10 protein-coding genes and 2 rRNA genes are annotated in these 23,658 nt (G+C 70.8%); 2 read left to right on the top strand and 10 right to left on the bottom strand.

All coding sequences use genetic code 11. The annotated features are described in order from the left end of the window. Positions 1-351 precede the first annotated feature (351 nt). Positions 352-963 carry a hypothetical protein gene (locus AMIR_RS04585; protein ID WP_012783537.1) on the bottom strand — a complete coding sequence of 204 codons (612 nt, stop codon included), beginning with the start codon at positions 961-963 and terminating at the stop codon, positions 352-354. A gap of 189 nt (positions 964-1,152) precedes the next feature. On the opposite strand from AMIR_RS04585, the gene AMIR_RS04580 reads away from it, so the two are divergent. Further along, a complete protein-coding gene (locus AMIR_RS04580; RefSeq protein ID WP_012783536.1) occupies positions 1,153-1,383 on the top strand; it encodes a hypothetical protein in 231 nt (76 codons plus the stop codon). Between the two features lie 133 nt (positions 1,384-1,516). On the opposite strand, the gene AMIR_RS04575 is transcribed toward AMIR_RS04580, so the two are convergent. The 8 genes from AMIR_RS04575 to AMIR_RS04540 form a co-directional block, all read right to left on the bottom strand. Then, positions 1,517-4,453: a bifunctional [glutamine synthetase] adenylyltransferase/[glutamine synthetase]-adenylyl-L-tyrosine phosphorylase gene (locus tag AMIR_RS04575; protein WP_012783535.1), complete on the bottom strand. Its 2,937-nt coding sequence runs from the start codon at positions 4,451-4,453 to the stop codon at positions 1,517-1,519. Positions 4,454-4,493: 40 nt separating this feature from the next. Then, a complete protein-coding gene (locus AMIR_RS04570; protein ID WP_012783534.1) occupies positions 4,494-4,718 on the bottom strand; it encodes a hypothetical protein in 225 nt (74 codons plus the stop codon). Continuing rightward, complete coding sequence (locus tag AMIR_RS04565; RefSeq protein ID WP_012783533.1) at positions 4,715-5,851, bottom strand: inorganic phosphate transporter; 1,137 nt, start codon at positions 5,849-5,851, stop codon at positions 4,715-4,717. The genes AMIR_RS04570 and AMIR_RS04565 overlap by 4 nt, the downstream gene beginning before the upstream one ends. A gap of 208 nt (positions 5,852-6,059) precedes the next feature. Continuing rightward, positions 6,060-8,863, bottom strand: a 23S ribosomal RNA gene (locus tag AMIR_RS36720). 338 nt (positions 8,864-9,201) lie between these two features. Next, positions 9,202-10,718 (bottom strand): 16S ribosomal RNA (locus tag AMIR_RS04555). Together the 16S and 23S rRNA genes form the textbook arrangement of a ribosomal RNA operon. A 491-nt stretch (positions 10,719-11,209) precedes the next feature. Next, on the bottom strand, positions 11,210-15,304 hold the full coding sequence (locus AMIR_RS35295; RefSeq protein ID WP_012783532.1) for an FkbM family methyltransferase: 4,095 nt from the start codon (positions 15,302-15,304) through the stop codon (positions 11,210-11,212). Further along, on the bottom strand, positions 15,301-16,644 hold the full coding sequence (locus AMIR_RS04545) for a glutamine synthetase family protein (RefSeq protein WP_012783531.1): 1,344 nt from the start codon (positions 16,642-16,644) through the stop codon (positions 15,301-15,303). The genes AMIR_RS35295 and AMIR_RS04545 overlap by 4 nt, the downstream gene beginning before the upstream one ends. Before the next feature lie 243 nt (positions 16,645-16,887). Next, entirely contained in the window at positions 16,888-18,603 is a 1,716-nt protein-coding gene (locus AMIR_RS04540; RefSeq protein WP_012783530.1) for an NAD+ synthase, read from the bottom strand. Between the two features lie 86 nt (positions 18,604-18,689). On the opposite strand from AMIR_RS04540, the gene AMIR_RS04535 reads away from it, so the two are divergent. Next, complete coding sequence (locus tag AMIR_RS04535) at positions 18,690-20,255, top strand: alpha/beta hydrolase (RefSeq protein ID WP_012783529.1); 1,566 nt, start codon at positions 18,690-18,692, stop codon at positions 20,253-20,255. Positions 20,256-20,357: 102 nt separating this feature from the next. On the opposite strand, the gene lysX is transcribed toward AMIR_RS04535, so the two are convergent. After that, positions 20,358-23,642 (bottom strand): bifunctional lysylphosphatidylglycerol synthetase/lysine--tRNA ligase LysX, encoded by a 3,285-nt coding sequence (gene lysX, locus AMIR_RS04530; RefSeq protein ID WP_012783528.1) that lies wholly within the window; start codon positions 23,640-23,642, stop codon positions 20,358-20,360. Positions 23,643-23,658 lie beyond the last annotated feature (16 nt).

Below are 23,658 nucleotides of genomic sequence, written 5' to 3'. Positions count from 1 at the left end.
CAGCGCTGGGCACGGCGATCGACTGCCGCGACGGCTTCGCCGCCTTGCCGCCGAGCTGCGCGGAGGCCGCGCGTCAAGATCAGGCCTTCTCCAGGCCGTCAGAGGTGGATCAGCGTCGATCAACGACGGTCAACGTCACCGGAAAACCCGCAGATCAGCAAGGGTGCGCAGGCTTGAGCAGCAGGTCAGCGCCCACGCGTGACAGTCCTACGACGTGTGATCGGTTCCCGCCCCGGCGCGGGAACCGGAAGGTCGGGACGGCCCGTCAGCCCTCGTGGTTGGCGGGTCGTTCCGCGTTCCGGCAGCGAAAAGCCCCCGCCCTCCCCTGGGAGGGCGGGGGCTTTCGGAGGCTCACGGCAGCGGGACGTTCTGGACCGTGATCGCGCCGCCGGTCGGGGCCAGGGAGCCCACGATGTCGGACAGGGTCACGGTCAGGGTGGTCGCGGTCGCGGGTCTTGGGTCGTCCAGGTCGATCTGGCCCGTCGTCGTCGCGCCCTTGGCCAGGGCGCCGGACCAGCGGCTGGTGGGGGTGGCGGCGTACTCGGCGCCCGCGTCGTCCTTCGCGGTGATCGACGTGAGCGGGATGTCCATCTTCGCCGTGCTCGCGTTCACCGCCGTCAGGTGCAGGCGGATGCGGCCGTCGACGGTCTCGACCTTGGTGATCTCGGCGGTGAGCAGGCCCCTCGCCTGCTTCCACGAGCCCTCGACCGCCTTCGTCTCGGCGTTCGGGGCCGGTTCGGCCGGGGTGCTCGGGGGGAGCAGCGGCTCGGGGGTTCCCGCGGGCGCCGACGTGGTCGGGGTGGTGGAACCGCGCAGGTCCACGCTCAGCGCGCCCACGCCCACGGTGCCCGCGGTGGCGGCTTGGACCACGCCCAGCAGGACCAGCACGCCCAGTGCGGCGAACGTGGTCTTGAGGGCCGCGCCACCCTTCTTCCGGTGGTGCGAGGTCTGCTCTCGGTTCATAGCGTCCTTCGTTCGGGCGCATGGGTGTCACCCAGCAGAGGGATCCTCAGTCTCGGCAAAAAATAACTCTCAGTCAATGCTGAGCGGCCTGGAAACCACCCCAGTTGAACAGCGCGTAACCGTAGCCGCACACAAAGTCGTTGCGCGGCGAACCGTGCCCACGACGGTCCGGCGGGCTACTGTCACGCCGTGTCTGAAGACGTCGCTACCCCCGCGCAGGTGCTGTCCACCAACATCTACGACTCCGCGGCCGAGGCCATCGAGGCCATCGCCGCGGCTGACGTGCTCGGCCTCGGGGTCCGGGTGTTCAACCGGCTCGTGCTGGAAGAGGAGGGCGAGGAGGACACCCTGGTCGAGGAGTGGGTCGTGGACCTGCTCGCGACCGTGCCCACCGCCGACGAGGCGCCCGACGAGGTGTGACCCGCCGTTCCTCGGGGCGGGTCCGACGTCGGCAGGGCCCGCCCCACAACCACCGCTCGCGCGAGGACGGCTGAGGTCCACCCCTCAAGGCCGCCTCCCAGGGCCGCCCCCAGGTCCGCCCCTCAAGGCCGCCTCACGACCCGTAGAACACCCGCTCCACCACGCCCCGAGCCCGCCGCGTGGCGCGCCGGTAGGAGTCCAGGAACTCCCCCGCGTCGTCCGGCGCGTGCCCCATCACCGCCGCCACCGCCGCCAGGTCCCGCCCCACCGTGGGCAGCTGGTCGCCCGGCTTGCCCTTCACCAGCACGACCGCGTTGCGCGCCCGCGTCGCCAGCACCCACGACTCGCGCAGCACCTCGGCGTCCTCCGCCGACACCAGCCCGGCCTCCTGCGCCGCCCGCAGCCCCCGCACCGTGGACGGCGTGCGCAGCGCGGGCACCTCGGCCGCGTGCCGCAGCTGGAGCAGCTGCACCGTCCACTCCACGTCCGCCAGCCCGCCGCGCCCCAGCTTGGTGTGCGTCGACGGGTCCGCGCCGCGCGGCAGCCGCTCGGCCTCCACGCGCGCCTTGATCCGCCGGATCTCCCGCGCCTGCCCGGAGTCCAGCCCGCCCTCCGGGTACCGCACCGGGTCGATCATCGCCACGAACCGCGCGCCCAGCTCGTCGTCCCCGGCGATCACCCGAGCCCGCAGCAGCGCCTGCGACTCCCACAGCTCGCCCCACTGCGCGTAGTACGCCCGGTACGACTCCAGCGTCCGCACCAGCGGCCCCTGCCTGCCCTCGGGCCGCAGGTCCGCGTCGACCTGGAGCGCCGGGTCCTGGCTGGGCGCGCTCAGCAGCCGCCGCACCCGCTCGACGACGCCGTTCGCGTACCGCACCGCCTCCGAGTCGCTCGCCCCGTCGATCGCCTCGCACACGAACACCACGTCCGCGTCCGACCCGTACCCCAGCTCCCGCCCGCCGAGCCTGCCCATCCCGATGACCGCGATCCGCGCCCTGGGTTCGCCCGCCGCCCGCACCACCGCGTCCAGCGAGGCCTCCAGCACCGCCACCCACACCTCGGACAGCGACACGCACACCGTCCGCAGCGTCGCCAGCCCGAGCAGGTCAGCGCACGCCACCCGCAGCAGCTCGTGCCGCCGCAGCGAGCGCGCCGCCGTCACCGCCCGCTCCAGGTCGTGGTGCCGGGACACCGTGCTGCGCAGCGGGTTGCCCACGGTCATCGGGTCCCGCCCGAGGAGCGCCTCGGTGTCGGCGAGCAGCCGCAGCACCTCGGGGGCCCGCACCAGCAGGTCCGGCACCAGCCGCGAGGACCCGAGCAGCGCCGCCAGCCGGTCCACGACCGCGCCCTCGTCGCGCAGCAGCCGCAGGTACCAGGGCGTCTCGGCGAGCGCCTCGGACACCTTCCGGTACGACAGCAGCCCGCCGTCCGGGTCGGGGGTGGTGGCGAGCTGGTCGAGCAGCACGGGCAGCAGCGCGCCCTGGATGCGGGCCCGCCGCGACATGCCCTTGGTGAGCGCCTCGATGTGCCGCAGCGCCCCGTCCGGCGCGGTGTAGCCGAGCGCGGCCAGCCGGTTGACCGCCTCGCCGGTGGTCAGCCGCAGCGCCTCGGTCGGCACGTTCGCCACGGCCTGGAGCAGCGGCCGGTAGAACAGCTTCTCGTGCAGCCTGCGCACCTGGTTGGCGCGCTTGCGGAACTCGGCGAGCAGCACCTGCGCCTCGGACTGGCCGCCCTCGGCGTGCAGCCCGGAGGCGCGGGCGAGCCAGCGCAGCGCCGCCTCGTCGCCCTCGGCCGGGAACAGGTGGGTGCGCAGCAGCTTCTGCAGCTGCAACCGGTGCTCCAGGGTGCGCAGGAACCGGTAGGCGCGGCCGAAGTCCGCCGCGTCGGCCCGCCCCACGTACCCGCCGCGCCCGAGCGCGGCGAGCGCCTGCGTGGTGGCCTGGATGCGCAGCTCCTCGTCGCCGCGCCCGTGCACGAGCTGGAGCAGCTGCACCGCGAACTCGACGTCCCGCAGCCCGCCCCGCCCGAGCTTGAGCTCGCGCTCCTCCAGCCCGACGGGCACGTGCTGCTCGACGCGCCGCCGCATGGCCTGCACGTCCGGCACGAAGTCCTCGCGCTCGGCGGCGGTCCACACCAGCGGGCGCACCACCTCCAGGTACCGCTGCCCCAGCTCCGCGTCGCCGACCACCGGCCGGGCCTTGAGCAGCGCCTGGAACTCCCAGGTGCGCGCCCACCGCCGGTAGTAGGAGGCGTGCCCGTCCAGGGTGCGCACGAGCGCGCCCGCCTTGCCCTCGGGGCGCAGCGCCGCGTCCACCTCGAAGCACGCCTTGCCCGCGACCTGCATGAGCGTGCTCGCCAGCCGGGTCGCCACGCCCGTGTCGCCCTCGGCGACGAACACCACGTCGACGTCGCTGACGTAGTTCAGCTCCCGCGCGCCGCACTTGCCCATCGCGATCACGGCCAACCGGCACTCGTCGGCCCTGGGCACCCTGGTGCGGGCGACCTCCAGCGCGGCGTGCAGCGCGGCGACGGCGAGGTCGGACAGCAGGCCCGCGACGTCGTCGTACGGCACGTACGGCAGCTCGGGCTCGACGACGTGCGCCAGGTCCTCGGCGGCGATCCGGCACAGCAGCGCCCGGTACTCCAGCTTCAGCTCGCGCACCGGGTCGTCCGCGCCGACCACCCGCACGAGCGCGGGGACGAACGAGGCCGGGTCGACCGGGTCGGTGCCCGCGAGCGCCCTCCAGCGGTCCGGGTTGGCCGCGAGGAAGTCGGACAGCGCGGTGGACGAGCCGAGCACCGCCAGGAGCCTGCCGCGCACCACCTCGTCGGCGCGCAGCGCGGCGTCCAGCTCGGGCCAGCGCCCGCCCAGCGAGGCGCGGAGGCGGTCCACGCCCAGCAGCGCCAGGTCCGGGTCGGGGCTGCGGGCCAGCGCGGACAGGACCGGGTCGACCCCGCCGGTGGGACCCCGGTCGTCCCACCAGCCCGCGTCGCGCAGGTGGTCACCGCTGCGCGGGTCGGTGAGCCCGAAGCGCGCGGGCGACGTGGAGGAGCGTGCTGGATCGGTCATCGCAGCACACCGTAGTCCCGTCGCCGCCCGGCGCACCGGATCAGCGCGCGACGATCAAGTAGATCCCGAACAGCACCACGGCCGCGCACGCCGCGAAGCAGGTCACGGCGACCGACAGGCCCGTCGTCCCGCTGCCGCCGCCCTCGCGGGCGACCTCCCGCGCGGACAACCCGCGCAGCGCGGCGGAGAACAGCGCCACCAGGCCCAGCACGACCACCAGGCTGACCCCGAACACGGAGCCGAGCGCTCCCCAGTCGACCTTCACGCCGCCACCCCTCCCACTTCCCGCGCGGAGGCGGGGCCCTCGTCCACGACCTGCTCCGGCAGCACCGGCTCCCGGCGCGACAGCACGTAGATCCCCAGCGACACCAGCACGGCGGTGACCGCGACGACCACGACCCCGGCGGTGCCGCTGTCGGCGACCCAGCCCGCGAGCGCGCCGACGAGGCCGGCGGCGGGCAGGGTCAGCACCCAGGCGGCGACCATCCGGCCCGCGACGCCCCAGCGCACCGCGTCCCGGCCCTTGGCCAGGCCCGCGCCGGTGATGCCGCCGGACGCGACGTGCGTGGTCGACAGCGCGAAGCCCAGGTTGGACGACGCGAGGATGACCGCGGCGGAGCTGGTCTGCGCGGCGAAGCCCTGCACGGGCTCGATCGTGGTCAGGCCCTTGCCGAGGGTCTGGGTGATCCGCCAGCCTCCCAGGTAGGTGCCGAGCGCGATCGCCACGGCGGCGCTCACCACGACCCACGTCGGCGGCTCGGCGCCGGGCGCGAGGGTGCCCGCGGTGATCAGGGTGAGGGTGATGATGCCCATGGTCTTCTGGGCGTCGTTGGTGCCGTGCGCGAGCGACATCAGGGCGGCCGAGGCGATCTGCCCGGCGCGGAAGCCCTTGCCCGCCACCGAGCCCCGCACGCCGGCGGTCAGCCGGGTGGTGAGCCTGGTCGCCAGCAGCGCGACGATCCCGGCGACCAGCGGCGCGGCCAGCGCGGGCACGACCACCTTGTCCAGGACCTTGGCGAAGTGCACCGCGTCGGCGCCCGCCGAGACCCAGGCGGCGCCGATGAGGCCGCCGAACAGGGCGTGCGAGGAGCTGGAGGGCAGGCCCAGGTACCAGGTGACGAGGTTCCAGAGCACCGCCCCGACCAGTCCGCCGAACACCACCGCCGGGGTGATCAGGGCGTCGTCGACGATGCCGCCGGAGATGGTCTTGGCCACCTCCACCGACAGCAGGGCGCCGACGAGGTTCAGCACCGCCGACAGCGCGACCGCGGTTCTCGGCTTGAGCGCTCCGGTGGCGATCGAGGTGGCCATCGCGTTGGCTGTGTCGTGGAAGCCGTTCGTGAAATCGAAGACCAGAGCGGTCACGATGACGGTGACGACGAGGAGTGAGACGTCCACCCGTAAAGTCCTTCGGCTCAACCGATTAGGTTGCGTAAGGGTTTGCGGGTGAACGCTACATGCACACTCCGTTAACTCATGCGCCGACCGATGTTCGTCACACCAGCGGAAGCGGCATACCGGACATAGCGGGCTTGATCTCGCCGGACGCCAGCTTCACGAACCGGTCGGCGAACGGCTGCCAGACCTCGGCGATGTCGGCGTGCACCTCGGCCAGCCGCTCCGGCTCCAACCAGCCCGGACGACCCGCCTCGGCCACGTCCGGCGAGGCCGCCGCCCAGCCCAGCACGACCTCGGGCGTGGTCTCGACGTGGAAGACGAGCCGACATCGAGGTGCCAAACCATGCCGTCGATATGGACTCTTGGGCAAGATCAGCCTGTTATCCCCGGGGTACCTTTTATCCGTTGAGCGACCACGCTTCCACAAGCCATGGCCGGATCACTAGTTCCGACTTTCGTCCCTGCTCGACCTGTCGGTCTCACAGTCAAGCCCCCTTGTGCACTTGCACTCGACACCTGATTGCCAACCAGGCTGAGGGAACCTTTGAGCGCCTCCGTTACTCTTTGGGAGGCAACCGCCCCAGTTAAACTACCCACCAGGCACTGTCCCTGATCCGGATCACGGACCGAGGTTAGACATCCAGTACGACCAGAGTGGTATTTCAACGACGACTCCACAACCACTGGCGTGGCCGCTTCACAGTCTCCCACCTATCCTACACAAGCCGAACCGAACACCAATACCAAGCTATAGTAAAGGTCCCGGGGTCTTTCCGTCCTGCCGCGCGTAACGAGCATCTTTACTCGTAGTGCAATTTCGCCGGGCCTGTGGTTGAGACAGTCGAGAAGTCGTTACGCCATTCGTGCAGGTCGGAACTTACCCGACAAGGAATTTCGCTACCTTAGGATGGTTATAGTTACCACCGCCGTTTACTGGCGCTTAAGTTCTCAGCTTCGCCCCGAAGAGCTAACCGGTCCCCTTAACGTTCCAGCACCGGGCAGGCGTCAGTCCGTATACATCGTCTTGCGACTTCGCACGGACCTGTGTTTTTAGTAAACAGTCGCTTCTCGCTGGTCTCTGCGGCCGAAAAATCCTAGCCCGTAAAGGGCTTCAAATCCCTCGGCCCCCCTTCTCCCGAAGTTACGGGGGCATTTTGCCGAGTTCCTTAACCACAGTTCGCCCGATCGCCTCGGTATTCTCTACCTGACCACCTGTGTCGGTTTGGGGTACGGGCCGCGTGAAAGCTCGCTAGAGGCTTTTCTCGGCAGCATGGGATCACTCTACTTCGCCTCAATCGGCTATGCATCACGTCTCAGCCTCATGATGTGCGGATTTGCCTACACATCGGCCTACACGCTTACACCAGTACTACCACTCACTGGCGGAGCTACCCTCCTGCGTCACCCCATCGCTTGACTACTACAAGTTCGGTTCCCGCGCTCCACGTCACCGATCATCCGAAGAATCACGATGGGCTTTGGGCGGTTAGCATCACAAGCCTCGCCATGGGCGCGTTCACACGGGTACGGGAATATCAACCCGTTGTCCATCGACTACGCCTGTCGGCCTCGCCTTAGGTCCCGACTTACCCTGGGCGGATTAGCCTGGCCCAGGAACCCTTGGTCATCCGGCGGCAGAGTTTCTCACTCTGCTTTCGCTACTCATGCCTGCATTCTCACTCGCACAGCCTCCACACCTGGATCACTCCGGCACTTCGCTGGCTGCACGACGCTCCCCTACCCATCAACACATGCGTGTCAATGACACGGCTTCGGCGGTGTGCTTAAGCCCCGCTACATTGTCGGCGCAGGACCACTTGACCAGTGAGCTATTACGCACTCTTTAAAGGGTGGCTGCTTCTAAGCCAACCTCCTGGTTGTCTGTGCGATCCCACATCCTTTCCCACTTAGCACACACTTAGGGGCCTTAGCCGGCGTTCTGGGCTGTTTCCCTCTCGACTACGAAGCTTATCCCCCGCAGTCTCACTGCCGCGCTCTCACGTACCGGCATTCGGAGTTTGGTTGATTTCGGTAAGCTTGTGGGCCCCCTAGACCATCCAGTGCTCTACCTCCGGCACGAAACACACGACGCTGCACCTAAATGCATTTCGGGGAGAACCAGCTATCACGGAGTTTGATTGGCCTTTCACCCCTAACCACAGCTCATCCCCCAGGTTTTCAACCCTGGTGGGTTCGGGCCTCCACGCGGTCTTACCCGCGCTTCACCCTGGCCATGGCTAGATCACTCCGCTTCGGGTCTAGACCACGCGACTCTGGCGCCCTATTCGGACTCGCTTTCGCTACGGCTACCCCACACGGGTTAACCTCGCCACGTAGCACTAACTCGCAGGCTCATTCTTCAAAAGGCACGCCGTCACCCCTAAAGGCTCCGACGGATTGTAGGCACACGGTTTCAGGTACTATTTCACTCCCCTCCCGGGGTACTTTTCACCTTTCCCTCACGGTACTAGTCCGCTATCGGTCACCAGGGAGTATTCAGGCTTAGCGGGTGGTCCCGCCAGATTCACAGCAAATTCCACGAGCTCGCTGCTACTTGGGAACACCGTCAGGAGACACTAGGTTTTCGCGTAAGGGGCTCTCACCCTCTACGGCCGCGCTTTCCAGACACGTTCCGCTAACCACAGTGTTTTATGACTCCTCGACCGTCCGGCAGAACGATCAGACAGGTCCCACGACCCCGTACACGCAACCCCTGCCGGGTATCACACGAATACGGTTTAGCCTCTTCCGCTTTCGCTCGCCACTACTCACGGAATCACGGTTGTTTTCTCTTCCTGCGGGTACTGAGATGTTTCACTTCCCCGCGTTCCCTCCACACGCCCTATGTGTTCAGGCGTGGGTGACCCCACATGACTGGGGCCGGGTTTCCCCATTCGGAAATCCTTGGATCTCAGCTCGGTTGACAGCTCCCCAAGGCTTATCGCAGTCTCCTACGTCCTTCATCGGCTCCTGGTGCCAAGGCATCCACCGTATGCCCTTAATAACTTGCCACAAAGATGCTCGCATCCACTGTGCAGTTCTCAAAGAACAAACCGACACTCTCCCTTACCTGCACCGCGCCTGCCATCCCGTATGTCGGATGGTGGTTCGTGGGCTAGGAGAGCCCGATCACTGAAAGACACTCGCGTGTTCTCTCAGGACCCAACAGCGTACCGAACACTCCTCGAAACCCCCGACCGACCCTTCCACACTGCAAGCAGCAGTACTAACTCGGTCGGCAATCCCGATTCACGCATTAGCCAGCATCCACAATATTGAGCTCCACCGGTCGATCGTTCGCCGACCGCGTGGCCTCCGAACCAGCAAGCTGGTCCGCAGATGCTCCTTAGAAAGGAGGTGATCCAGCCGCACCTTCCGGTACGGCTACCTTGTTACGACTTCGTCCCAATCGCCAGTCCCACCTTCGACCGCTCCCCCCCTTGCGGGTTGGGCCACGGGCTTCGGGTGTTACCGACTTTCGTGACGTGACGGGCGGTGTGTACAAGGCCCGGGAACGTATTCACCGCAGCGTTGCTGATCTGCGATTACTAGCGACTCCGACTTCACGGGGTCGAGTTGCAGACCCCGATCCGAACTGAGACCGGCTTTATGGGATTCGCTCCACCTCACGGCTTAGCAGCCCTTTGTACCGGCCATTGTAGCATGTGTGAAGCCCTGGACATAAGGGGCATGATGACTTGACGTCATCCCCACCTTCCTCCGAGTTGACCCCGGCAGTCTCCCATGAGTCCCCGCCATAACGCGCTGGCAACATGGAACGAGGGTTGCGCTCGTTGCGGGACTTAACCCAACATCTCACGACACGAGCTGACGACAGCCATGCACCACCTGTACACCGGCCACAAGGGGGCCAATATCTCTACTGGTTTCCAGTGCATGTCAAGCCCAGGTAAGGTTCTTCGCGTTGCATCGAATTAATCCACATGCTCCGCCGCTTGTGCGGGCCCCCGTCAATTCCTTTGAGTTTTAGCCTTGCGGCCGTACTCCCCAGGCGGGGTGCTTAATGCGTTAGCTGCGGCACGGAGGACGTGGAAGTCCCCCACACCTAGCACCCACCGTTTACGGCGTGGACTACCAGGGTATCTAATCCTGTTCGCTCCCCACGCTTTCGCTCCTCAGCGTCAGTATCGGCCCAGAGACCCGCCTTCGCCACCGGTGTTCCTCCTGATATCTGCGCATTTCACCGCTACACCAGGAATTCCAGTCTCCCCTGCCGAACTCAAGTCTGCCCGTATCGACCGCAGGCTCGGGGTTAAGCCCCAAGTTTTCACGGCCGACGCGACAAACCGCCTACGAGCTCTTTACGCCCAATAATTCCGGACAACGCTCGCACCCTACGTATTACCGCGGCTGCTGGCACGTAGTTAGCCGGTGCTTCTTCTGCAGGTACCGTCACTTGCGCTTCGTCCCTGCTGAAAGAGGTTTACAACCCGAAGGCCGTCGTCCCTCACGCGGCGTCGCTGCATCAGGCTTTCGCCCATTGTGCAATATTCCCCACTGCTGCCTCCCGTAGGAGTCTGGGCCGTGTCTCAGTCCCAGTGTGGCCGGTCACCCTCTCAGGCCGGCTACCCGTCGTCGCCTTGGTAGGCCATTACCCCACCAACAAGCTGATAGGCCGCGGGTCCATCCTGTACCGCCGGAACTTTCCAACCAACCCCATGCGGGGAAGGCTCGTATCCGGTATTAGACCTAGTTTCCCAGGCTTATCCCAGAGTACAGGGCAGGTTACCCACGTGTTACTCACCCGTTCGCCGCTCGTGTACCCCGAAGGGCCTTACCGCTCGACTTGCATGTGTTAAGCACGCCGCCAGCGTTCGTCCTGAGCCAGGATCAAACTCTCCAATAATGAATGAGTTGATCGCTCGGACAACCACTGACATGAATTTGTCAGCTGTCCAGTAACAATCTCAAAGGAATCCTCTTGACGAGGATCATAATTTACTGGCTATTCGGCACGCTGTTGAGTTCTCAAAGAACACGCGCTCACCGTCTTTACTCCGCGTCTTACCGCGTTTCATTCTGGGGCTTGTTCGTTCGTTGTGTTTGAAGCTTAGCTTGTTCGTTTTCGCCTTGTCAAATCGGCCGTTTCGACTTCCTGACCGGCTTGGCGAACTCGCTTCGCATTCAATTTAGCTTGATCCAGAACTTATCGGAGTTGATTTCCGGCTGTCAAATCGGCGTCGTTTCCTTCACCGGGGCAGCAAGAAGCCATTCAGTTAAATTCTGGGGGTTTGACGCCGCGCAACTCTACCCGGCCCGTTTCGCGGTGTCAACCGCTCGTTCCGGGGTGTTTGTCGCTGGCGACTTGGAGAAAGTTACTCATCCCCGCGTCACGAGTCAAATCGCCTGGTCAGCGCGCTGCGAAGCGGTCGGGGCGGCCTGCGGGGGCACGCCCTTCGCCGGAACGGGACGCGGGCGCAGCCACAGCGGGACCGAACGCAGCCCCTCCATCGCGGCGACCACGGCTTCGGGCGCCGCGGGTTCGCGGGTCGCCACCGGCACCAGGTCGTAGCCCCACACCCGGAACTCCGCCAGCACGCGCACCGGGTCGTCGCCCAGCGCCTCGGTGGCGGTGGCCGAGAACTCCAGGAACACGTGCGGCCGGTCCCTGCGCAGCAACCGCACCAGCCCGGCGAGGGCGCGGTGCCCCCGGCCGGGCGCGTCCACGCGGACGACCGACAGCTTCAGCCCCGCGAGACCGGGAACGGCCTCCAGCTCCTTGTCGAGCCGGGTCGCGCGCACCCTCGGCGCGTCCGCGGGCGCGTCCGGAGGCAGCGGCGACACCGAGACCCCGCCGGTGAGCGAGGGCTGCGCGGCCAGCTCGCCCGCGCTCTCCCACGCGGCGGCGGGCACCACGACGAGCCGCTCGGCGACCCGCTGCGGCAGGTTCACCTGCACGTTGTGCCGCAGCAGCTCCACCGCCGACGGGCACGGCTCCACCGCGACGACGGCCCCGGTCGTGCCCATCCGGCTGAGCATCCGCACGGTCTGGTAGCCGGCGTACGCGCCGACGTCCAGGAAGATCCCGTCCGGCTCGACCACCGAGTCGATCAGCTCGGACAGCTCCGCCTCCCACGTCCCGTTGCTGGACAGGAACGGGAGCATGAACGCGTCGTCGGCGGGCAGCCGGAGCAGGCCGACCTCGGTCAGCACCAGCGAGCTGCGCACGGACGGCGCGGACGCCGAGTGCCGCTCGTGCTCGCGCACCACGACCCGGCGCAGCGCGTCGGCGGTGGCCTGCGCCTGGGCGGCCGAGCGCACCCCGGCGTCGAGCCGGTGGTCCCGGTCGCGCAGCACGTCGACCACCCTGGACTCCAGGCGGTCGATCCGGTCGAGGGTGCGCTCCAGCGCGACGGCGAGCTTGTCGATGCGCTGCGCGGCGGCCTCGCCCTGCTTGGCGCGCTTGGCCGCCTCGGCGACCAGGGCGTCCTCGATGTCGCGCAGCCTCCTGCCCTGCCCGGCCATGTCCGCGCGCACGCGCACGACCGAGTCGTCGAGCGCGATCAGCTGGTCGGAGTGCTCGCCCTGGCGCTCGGCCTGCTGCTCCACCTCGGAGCGCAGCACCTCCAGCTCGCCGAGGCCGATGCCGGTGGTGACCTCGTCCTGCCTGCGGACCAGCTCGGCCACGGTGCGCTCGACGCCGTCGACCATGCCGCCGAGGACGTCGCGCATGTGGTTGTCGTGGTGGTCGAGCACGCGCAGCACGACCTTGCGCAGCTGCGGGGCCATCGGGATGCGGCTGGCGACGCTGACGTCCGGCTCGCGCAGCAGCGCGTGCTTGGCGGTCTGGAGCACCTGGAGCGGGTCGGCGACGGGCGCGGGCTTCGCGGCGGCGCGGCGGGCGCGCCACCCCCGGTAGGCGTGCTCGACGCGCTCGCGCAGCACCTCGGCGACCTGGGCGGTGGAGCGGGTGGCGCGCACGTGCTCGCGCCCGGCGGCCCCTATCGCGGCGACCGCCTCGGGCTCGTCGGCGATCGCGCGCAGCAGCTTCACGGCCGCGTCGGCGTCCGGTTCGACGCCCTGGCGGCACGGCACGAACAGCGCGGTGGCCTTGTCGAACAGCTCGGGGACGGCCCCGTGCCGCGCGGTCATGACCGGGGTGCCGGTGGCGGCGACGTCCGCCAGCGCGGCGGCGACGCGGTCGTCGGCCCCGCCCCGGTGCAGCGAGACGAGGCAGTCCACGGGCCGGAAGTCGTCGGCCAGCTCGACGCGCGGGTCGGTGGCGGTGGCCAGGCGCAGCCGCTCGGCGGCCTCCGGGTGCTCGTCGGCCCCGGTGACGGTGATGCGCAGGCGCACGTCGTCGCGGTCGGGGAAGGCGGCGAGGAACGCGGCGACGACGCCGAGGACGTTGCCGGACCGGTCGATCGAGTGGTCCGCGAGCGCGCCGAGGAGCAGGCCCTCGTGCGGTTCGGGGACGCCCGCGTCGGCCTCGGCCGTGGGCAGCGGGAGGACGCGCACGACCGGTCCGCCCGCGCGCTCGACGGCGGCGCGGGTGGCCTCGGAGGGCGTCCACAGCTCGGTGGCGTCGAGCGACTGGGGAGGCTGGTCGGACGCGAGGTAGTCGACCAGGAAGCGGTCGGCGGGCACGGGCTCGTCGCCGACGCGCAGCACGACCGGGTAGCCGTCGCCGGTGGGCAGGCCGGAGGCCTTGGCGGCGGCGCGGAGCAGGTCGGCCGCCGGGTCGTCGCCGAGGACGGTGACGCCGAGCTGGTCGATGAGGGCGGGGGTCCCGGCGCGAGGGCCGGGCACGGCGGGGACGGGGAGCCTGCCGGAGGCGACGCCGGTGGTGGCGCACCAGTCGCGGAAGGCGGCGCTGTCCTCGCCGAACGGGTCGGGGAACTCGTGGCGCAGGGCGAGGTCGCCCTGCCAGAGGGCGACGGACCAGCGGGTGCTGCCGTGCAGGCCGCGGACGGGTTCGCAGGCCCAGGCCAGGAACGCGGCTCCCCGGTCGTCCCCGAACGCGGGGGGCGGGGTGTGCGGGCGGTCGTCGGCGTCGGAGGCGGCAGCGGTGGCGGTGGTCGGATCGGTGGACGCGGCGGGGTCAGAGGCAGCGGACTCCGGGACGTCGGCCTCGGGCTGCCCGGCGGGCGCGCTGTCTTCGGGCGCACTGCCTTCGGGCGCACTGCCATCGGGCGTGGCGGCTTCGGGCGCGCCGCCGTCGGGGACGACGGTGAGGGCGGCCCTGGTCGGCGCGTCGGTGTCCGAGGCGGCGGGAACAGCGGCGGTCGGGGCGTCTGCGGACTCCACCGGCCCGTCCTGCGCAGGTCCAGCCTGCGCGGGTCCGGCCTGGCCCGGCTCGCCCTGCGGCGGAACGGATTCCGGCTGCCCGTCGGCCAAATCCGGGGCGCCGTCGAGCAGGAGTTCCTGCGGTGGCACCGGGATCGGCCTCGGGGTGCCGAACGGGCCGTGCGGGGTGCCCGTGCGGGACGCGGCGCGGTAGTCGGCGCGCAGGCGGTCCGGGATGGGGGTGCCGTCGGCGAGCTGGCCGAAGCCGTACGGGACGCGCTGGGCGGTGTGGCCCGCGCGGACCAGGTCGGCCCGGTAGGCGGTGCACAGGTCGGCGAGCAGCGGGTGCTCCGACAGCAGCACCCTGGGGCGGTCGGCGAAGCGCGCCGACAGCAGCCACGGGCGGTTCGGGTCGAAGCCCGCGAAGTGCACCGTGCGCAGCGGCTCGCCCATGACGCTGAGCGCGCCGTCGTCGAGCCGGTGCACGGGGCGCTGGGCGGCGTTCCACGCGGACAGGCCGATGGTGGCGTCGCGCAGCACGTGCACCTTGACCAGCGCGGGCGCCATGTCCAGCACGGCCTTGGTCGCGTCCGGGGTGCGGCGCAGCTGCTCGGCGAGGGTGCGCAGGAACGGCTCGGCGCCGGGCGCGACGACCAGGAAGCCGGGGTCGAACACGCCGGTGCGCAGCAGCTCGGTCGGGGTGGGGCGCAGGCCGTCGTCGGGCAGCGGGCGCAGCGACCTGGGCAGCAGCACCAGCGGGCCCTGCTCGGCGGCGGCGAGCACCTGCTCGGTGACGGGCGCGAGGACCCGCACCCACGGGTCGAGGCACAGCACCGGCACGCCCTGGCCGAGCAGCTGCTCCAGCAGCAGCGGCCGGAGCACGCCGCACAGCTCGGCGGCGGTGCAGCCGGTGGCGAGCACCGCCAGCTCCTCGGCGGTGACGCCGAGGTCGGCCGGGGTGACCAGGCCGGGGCCCGAGGTGCCCGGCGCGGCGTCGACCACCAGCGCCAGGAACCTGGCCTCCGGGTGGTGGGCCAGGAACGAGCTGGACAGCGCCTTCACCGCGGGCAGCTCGGCGGCGGTCGCCACCGTGCACCCGATCAGGACGGGCGCGGTCTCCGGGTTCGAGGGGAACTCGGTCGCGGTGTACGAGCCCAGCTTCGGGGAGTGCCCGGTGTGGACCACCCGCACGGGTCGCCGCTTCACAGGACCGGCAGCAGGGTTCGCAGCTCGTAAGGGGTCACGCTGCGGCGGTAGGAGTCCCACTCGTTCCTCTTGTTGCGCAGGAAGAAGTCGTACACGTGCTCGCCGAGGACCTCGGGGAGCAGCTCGGAGTTCTCCATCTCGGTGAGCGCCTCCCCCAGGTTCTGCGGGAGGTTGGCGTAGCCGGCGGCTCGGCGCTCGCGGTCGGTCAGCGACCACACGTCGTCCTCGGCGGGGGGCGGCAGCTCGTAGCCCTTCTCGACGCCCTTGAGGCCCGCGGCGAGGATGACGGCGAACGCCAGGTACGGGTTGGCGGCCGAGTCCGGGGTGCGGACCTCGACGCGGCGCGAGCTGGCCTTGCCCTTGGAGTACATGGGCACGCGGACCAGGGCGGAGCGGTTGGCGTGGCCCCAGCAGACGGCGGTCGGGGCCTCGCCGCCGACGATGAGCCGCTTGTAGGAGTTGACCCACTGGTTGGTGACGCCGGTGATCTCGCGGGCGTGCTTGAGCAGGCCGGCGACGAACGCCTTGCCGGTGTCGGAGAGCTGGTAGGGGTCCTCGGCGTCGTAGAACGCGTTGCGGTCGCCCTCGAACAGGCTCACGTGGGTGTGCATCCCGGAGCCGGGCTGCTCGGAGAACGGCTTCGGCATGAAGGAGGCGCGCACGCCCTGCGTGATCGCGACCTCCTTGATCAGGTACCGGAAGGTCATGATGTTGTCGGCCATGGTGAGGGCGTCGGCGTAGCGCAGGTCGATCTCCTGCTGGCCGGGCGCGCCCTCGTGGTGGCTGAACTCCACGGAGATGCCCATCGCCTCCAGCGCCTCGATGGCGTGGCGGCGGAAGTGGGTGGCGGTCTCGTGGCTGGTCTGGTCGAAGAAGCCGCCGTTGTCGGCCGGAACGGGTTCGAGGCCGTTGCCGTTGAGCTCCTTCAGCAGGAAGAACTCCATCTCCGGGTGCACGTAGCAGGTGAAGCCCTGCTCGCTGGCGCGCGCGAGGGTGCGGCGCAGCACGTGCCTCGGGTCGGCCCAGGAGGGGGCGCCGTCGGGCATGGAGATGTCGCAGAACATCCGCGCCGAGTAGTGGTTCTGGTCCGGGGTCTTCCAGGGCAGGACCTGGAAGGTGGCCGGGTCGGGGCGGGCGACCATGTCGGACTCGTAGACCCGCGCGAAGCCCTCGATGGCGGAGCCGTCGAAGCCGATGCCCTCGCTGAAGGCGCCTTCGAGCTCGGCCGGGGCCACCGCGACGGACTTGAGGAAGCCCAGGACGTCGGTGAACCAGAGCCGGACGAAGCGGATGTCGCGTTCCTCTAGCGTGCGGAGCACGAACTCCTGCTGGCGGTTCATGGGTCGCAGCCTAGGTAAAGCCCGTTGACGGCGCGTTGCCGGATCGCCCTAACGCGGTTCGCCCTGGGCGGGCGGGGCGGGGCGGGGAGGTGGGGGTCCCTGGGCCGAGCGGGTGACGCGGGCGGGGCCCGGCGGGTGATCGCGCTGGTCGGTTCGGTGGAGATCCACTCTTCCGGGTAAGACGCGACCCCGCAGCCGGGTGGCTGCGGGGTCGCGGCGGGTTCGTCCGAACGCGGCGGGCGCTCAGCCCTCGCGCCACCCGTTGGTGATCGGGAGGCGGCGGTCGCGGCCGAACGCCTTGTTGCTGATCTTGGTGCCCGGCGGGTACTGCCTGCGCTTGTACTCGGCCCGGTCGACCATGCGCAGCACCCGGTCGACCAGCTCGGGGGCGAAGCCGGAGTCGAGCAGGGCGCGGTAGCCCTTGTCGCCCTCGACGTAGTCGTCCAGGACCGAGTCGAGCAGCTCGTAGTCCGGCAGCGAGTCGGTGTCGACCTGGCCGGGGCGCAGCTCGGCCGACGGGGGCTTGCTGATCGAGTTCTCCGGGATGGGGGGCAGCTCGCCGCGCTTCTCCGCCTCGGCGTTGCGCCAGCGGGCGAGGTCCCACACCAGGGTCTTGAGGACGTCCTTGATGGGGGCGAAGCCGCCGACCGCGTCGCCGTAGATGGTCGAGTAGCCCACGGCCAGCTCGGTCTTGTTGCCGGTGGCCAGGACCAGGTGGCCGTGCTGGTTGGACAGGCCCATGAGCGTCATGCCGCGGCAGCGGGCCTGGACGTTCTCCTCGGCGAGGCCGGTGAGCCCCAGCTGGTCGACGAAGGCCGCCACCATCGTGGGGATCGGCTGCTCCGAGTAGTGCAGGCCGGTGCGCTGGGCCAGGTCCTCGGCGTCCGAGCGGGAGTGGTCGGACGAGTAGACCGAGGGCATGGAGACGCCGTGCACCGAGTCCGCGCCGAGGGCGTCGACGGCGAGCGAGGCGACGACGGCGGAGTCGATGCCGCCGGACAGGCCCAGCACGACGGAGCGGAAGCCGTTCTTGTGCACGTAGTCGCGCAGGCCGGTGACGAGGGCGTGCCACACCTCGGCCTCGTCGGACAGCGGCTCGGCGGAGGCCGGGACGGGCAGCGGCTCGTAGCGCGGCAGCGGCTCGTCCGAGATCACCTTGCGGGTGACGTGGAAGCCCGCGACGTCACCCTCGGTGCGCGCGGCGCCGCCGGGCAGGTCCAGGTCCAGGACCACGAGGTGCTCGACGAACTGGGGGGCGCGGGTGAGCAGGGAACCGTCGGCGCCGACCACCATCGTGTCGCCGTCGAAGACCAGCTCGTCCTGCCCGCCGATCAGGTTGACGTAGGCCAGCGGCGCGCCCGCCTCGGCGGCGCGGCGGGCCACCAGCGGCAGCCGGACGTCGTCCTTCTTCCGCTCGTACGGGGAGGCGTTGGGCGAGACGACCAGGTCGACCCCGGCCTGGCCGAGCGCGGCGACGGGGCCGCCGTCCTGCCAGAGGTCCTCGCAGATCACCAGGCCGACCTCGACGCCGTGCAGCCGCACGACCTCCAGCGCGTCGCCGCGCCGGAAGTAGCGGCGCTCGTCGAAGACGCCGTAGTTGGGCAGGTGGTGCTTGTGCTGGCGGGCGACCACCTGTCCGCCGTGCAGCACGGCGGCCGAGTTGCGCTTGCCCCGCTCGTCGCCGTCCAGGTACCCGGCGAAGACGGCGATCCCGCCGAGGCCCTCGCGGTCCAGGGTGGCGGCGAGGTCGGTCAGCGCGGCCTTGGAGGCCGAGGTGAACGACTCGCGCAGGACGAGGTCCTCCACCGGGTAGCCGGTGAGGACCATCTCGGGGAACACGACCAGGTGAGCGCCGGCCTCGACGGCCTTGCGGGTCCAGTCGACGACGAGGGCGGAGTTGCCCGCCAGGTCGCCGACGCAGGCGTTGACCTGGGCCAGTGCGAGTCGGAGCTGCGGCATGGGGACATCCTCTCCCACGGAGGGGGTCGGCGGCGCGCGTTGTGTCCGAGGCGTCACCACCCGCCGGGCGCACATACCATCGGTGCGTGCGCCGTTCCTCTCCGCTGCTCCTGGTCCTGCTCGCGCTGACCGCCTGCACCTCGGTGCTGCCCGGTGATCCGGGTCCGGGGGTGCGGCTGGAGAAGCGCGGCCCGGCGGGGGCGGTGCCGCAGGGGCTGGAGCGGTTCTACGGCCAGGAGATCGGCTGGGGCGGCTGCTCGGCGTACGCGGACAGCACGACCACGCGGGCGCTGTACCGGGACCGGCCGAGCCTGGAGTGCGCGCGGGTCGAGGTGCCGCTGGACTACGCGGCGCCCGAGGGGGAGACGATCCGGATCGGGGTGCTGCGCAGGCCCGCCACCGGCGACCGGATCGGGTCGCTGCTGCTCAACCCCGGCGGTCCCGGCGCGTCCGGCATGGAGGCGGCGGTGTCGCTGGTGCCGCAGGTGCTGTCCTCGGAGATCGGCGCGCGCTTCGACCTGGTCGGGTTCGACCCGCGCGGGGTGGGGGCGAGCGAGCCGAGGGTGCGCTGCCTGAGCGACGCCGAGCGGGACGAGGAGCGGCTCGACGTGGACGTCGACGCCTCGCCCGAGGGCGTCGCGGAGACCGAGCGGGAGAACCAGGAGTACGCGGGCAAGTGCGCGGAGAACACCAGCGCGGAGTTCCTGGCGAACCTGGGGACCCGCGACGTGGTGAAGGACCTGGACGTGCTGCGGTCCGCGCTGGGCGACGAGAAGCTGAGCTACGTCGGGTACTCGTACGGCACGCACATCGGCGCGGTGTACGCCGAGACGTTCCCGGCGAACGTGCGGGCGATGGTGCTGGACGGGGCGGTCGACCCGGCGCAGGACGAGGGCGACTCGCTGGTGGCGCAGGGCGCCGGGTTCCAGCAGGCGTTCGAGGAGTTCGCGGCGTGGTGCGCGGGGCGGCCGGACTGCGCGCTGGGGACCGACCCGGCGAAGGCCGCGCAGGCGTTCCGGGACCTGACCCGGCCGCTGATCGAGGAGCCGGTGGCCGTGCAGGGCCGGAAGCTGTCGTACAACGACGCGATCACCGGCGTGGTGCAGGCGCTGTACTCCTCGCAGCTGTGGGAGCCGCTGAACACCGGGCTGACCGAGCTGAAGGCGGGGCAGGGGCAGACGTTGCTGCTGCTCGCGGACACCTACTACGGGCGGGACGCGGACGGGAGGTACTCGGCGATCACGGACGCGTTCACCGCGATCCAGTGCGTCGACTCGCCGCGCGACACCGACCGGGCCGAGCTGGCCGAGGTCGCGCGGCGGTACCGGGCGGCGGCGCCGTTCCTGGACGACGGCACCCCGCCGGTGGGCGTGCTGGACGTGTGCGCGTTCTGGCCGGTGCCGGTGACGGCGGTGCCGTCGCCGACCGCGAAGCCCGCAGGGCTGCCGCCGGTGCTGGTGATCTCCACGACCGGCGACCCGGCGACCCCGTACGACGCGGGGGTGAGCCTGGCGCGGGTGCTGGGCGGCGGGCTGCTGACCTACGAGGGCGAGCAGCACACCGTGTACCTGCAGGGCGTGGAGTGCGTGGACTCGGTCGGGACGGGCTACCTGGTGGGCCTGGCGCTGCCGCCGGAGGGCGCGCGCTGCTAGCGGCGGCGCGCGGCCCGGTCCGGGCCCGGCCCAGGACTTCGGCCCGGCCCAGGACTTCGGCCCGGCCCAGGACTTCGGCCCGGCCCAGGACTTCGGCCCGGCTCAGGACTTCGGCCCGGGGCGGACGAACGGGAACAGGACCGTCTGCCGGATGCTCGCCCCGGTGAGCATCATCAGCAGGCGGTCCACGCCCAGGCCAAGGCCGCCGGTGGGGGCCATGCCGTGCTCCAGCGCGGCCAGGAAGTCCTCGTCCAGCTCCATCGCCTCGACGTCGCCGCTGGCGGCCTTGAGCGACTGGGCCTCCAGCCTGCGGCGCTGCTCGACCGGGTCGGTCAGCTCGGAGTAGGCGGTGCCGACCTCCGCGCCGAACGCGACCAGGTCCCAGCGCTCGGCCAGCCGGGGGTCGGCGCGGTGCTCCCTGGTCAGCGGGGACACCGAGGTGGGGAAGTCGGTGTAGAAGGTCGGGGCGGTCGTGGCGGGCTCCACGAGGTGGTCGTAGGCGCGCAGCACCAGCGTCCCGTGGTCGGCCTCCAGGTCCTCCGGCAGCGGCACGCCCCCGGCGACCAGCGCGGCGCGCAGCTCGTCCAGCGGCAGGTCCGGGCCGACCTGCACGCCGAGCGCGGTGGACACGGCCGCGTGCACCGGCACCACCGGCCACTCACCCGAGATGTCGACCTCCGCGCCGTCGCGGACCGCGACCTGCCTGCCGTGCGCGGCCACCGCGGCGTGCTGCACCAGCTCCCGCACCAGGTCCAGCATCACCCGGTAGTCGGCGTACGCCTGGTACGCCTCCAGCATGGTGAACTCCGGGTTGTGGGTGGCGTCGGCGCCCTCGTTGCGGAAGTTCCGGTTCAGCTCGAACACCCGGTCCACGCCCGCCACGCACAACCGCTTCAGGTACAGCTCGGGCGCGATCCGCAGGTACATGCGGGTGTCGTAGGCGTTGATGTGGGTGACGAACGGCCGCGCGTTGGCCCCGCCGTGCACGGTCTGGAGCATCGGGGTCTCGACCTCCAGGTAGCCCCGGTCGTGCAGGAAGTCCCGGACGGCGCGCACGACGGCGCTGCGGGTGCGCAGCATCGCGGCCGAGTCGGGGTTGACCGCCAGGTCCAGGTAGCGCTTGCGGACCCGCGCCTCCGGGTCGGCCAGGCCCGCGCGGCGGTCGGGCAGCGGGTGCAGGCACTTGGCGGTGATCGCCCAGTCGGCGACCAGCACGGACAGCTCGCCGCGCCGGGAGCGCACGACCTCGCCGCGCGCGCCGACGTGGTCGCCCAGGTCGACGCCGGACTTCCACAGGTGCAGGTCCTCGGTGGTGGCGGCGTCCAGCATGACCTGCACCTCGCCGGTCCAGTCGCGGACGCGGGCGAAGCACAGGCCGCCCAGCTCGCGCAGCGCCACGACCCGGCCGGTGATCGCGACGACCTGCCCGAACCGGGACTCGACCTCGGCGACGGGGCAGTCGCGGTCGTAGCCGACGGGGTACGGGTCGCGGCCCGCGGCGCGCAGCAGGTCGAGCTTGGCCATGCGGACCCTGACCTGCTCGGGGCGGCGGGCGCGGGCCGGTTCGGGGCGGGTGGCCTCGATCTCGCGGACGGCGTCGGCGAACCAGCGGCCGGACGTGGTGGCCCCGTCCAGGCCCCGGCGGCGGGAGCCGCGCTTGAGCAGGGAGCGCAGGTTCGGCACGAAGCCCTCGGCGACGCCCGCCGCGACGCTCACCCTCGGCAGGCTCCGCACGCCCGAGTAGCAGAGGTAGCGGGGCTGCCAGTCGGGGCCGTACTTGGCGTTGGAGCGGTACAGGGACTCCAGCTGCAGGAACCGGGAGGCCAGGCCGAGGACGCCGCGCCAGGCCCGCAGCACCGGTCCGGCCCCGAGCTTCTCGCCCTCCTCGAACACCGCGCGGAACATGGCGAAGTTCAGCGACACCCGCTGCACGCCCAGCCGTCCGGCGGCGGCGACCAGCTCGGCGACCATGAACTCGTTGAGCCCGTTCTCGGCGGTCCGGTCGCGCCGCATCAGGTCGAGGGACAGCCCGCGCCTGCCCCACGGCACGAACGAGAGCAGCCCGCGCAGCGCGCCGTCCGCGTCGTAGGCCTCGACCATCGCGCACCGGCCGTCGGACTCGTCGCCGAGCCTGCCGAGCGCCATGGAGAAGCCGCGCTCGGTCTGCGCGCCGCGCCACCGCTGGGCCAGGTCGAGCAGCCCGGCCATCTCGTCGGCGGGGATCTCGGCGTGCCTGCGCACCCGCGCGGTGTACCCGGCGCGCTCCACTCGGCTGACCGCCTGCCGGACCGCGCGCCGCTCCGGTCCGGCGAGGCTGAACTCGCGCACGTCCAGCACGGCCTCGTCGCCGATCTCCAGCGCCTTGAGGCCCTCGGCCGCGTAGGCGCGGGCGCCGCGCTCGCTGGCCCCGAGGACGCCCGCGCGCCAGCCGTACCGGCGGGCCTCGTCGAGCCAGGCCCGCACCGCCTGCCGCCAGGAGTCCTCGTCGCCGACCGGGTCGCCGCTGGCCAGGGTGGTGCCCGCGAGCACCCGGTAGGTCAGCGCGGCGCGGCCGTCCGGGGAGAGCACGGCGCTCTTGTCGCGGCGGGTGGCGAAGTAGCCGAGCGAGTCCGGCTCGCCGTGGGCGGCCAGCAGGCGGCGCAGGGTGAGCTCCTCGTCGACGTTGATCCACCGGCTGGAGCGCTCGCCCCGGAAGAACAGGTACAGGGCGAAGATCGCGACGAGCGTGCCGGTGACGCCGAGCAGCACGCTCAGCCAGGCCGGGCCCTCGCCGGACAGGGCGCGGCGCAGCGGCACCACCTCGCCGGAGACCTGGTTGGCCGCCCAGACCAGCATCTCGCCCTGGTCGCGGAGGGAGCCGGGGAAGACCTCGGTGAGCAGGAACCCGGCGGTGGCGGCGGCGGCGAGGCCGACGATGAACGCGGCCAGCGCCTTGCGCCAGGCGCCGGGGGCCAGCTCGGCGGGGAACGCCTCCCGGATCGCCAGCAGGAAGGCGATGATGACCAGGGCGGTGAGGGCGCCGCCGCCCAGGAAGCCCAGCGCGCGCCGCCAGTCCACCTGCTCCCCCGACGCCGGCACGTCGGGGGCGACGGCGAGCAGGAGCAGCACGGCCAGGTTCCAGGCGAGGCCGAGCGCCTCGGTGAGCAGCAGGGCCCACAGGGCCGCGCGCTTGCGGGCGCGCAGCGCCGCGCCGAGGACCACCAGGACCAGGACGATGAACAGGTTCGCCTCGACCGGCAGGCCGAGGGCGTAGCCGGAGAAGAAGATGACGTCGCCGAGGGTCGTGCCCTCGGCCCACAGCAGCAGCACCAGGGAGGCCAGCGCGGAGACCTGCACGACCGTGGCGACGACCCCCGCCGCCCGCCACTTCCACCCGGCAACCGCCACGTTCTTCCACTCCCCC

The organism is Actinosynnema mirum DSM 43827, from assembly GCF_000023245.1.
Taxonomy (GTDB): Bacteria; Actinomycetota; Actinomycetes; order Mycobacteriales; family Pseudonocardiaceae; genus Actinosynnema; species Actinosynnema mirum.
Note: the sequence above shows the minus strand (reverse complement) of the source record. Positions and strands in the feature narration are given on the sequence as shown.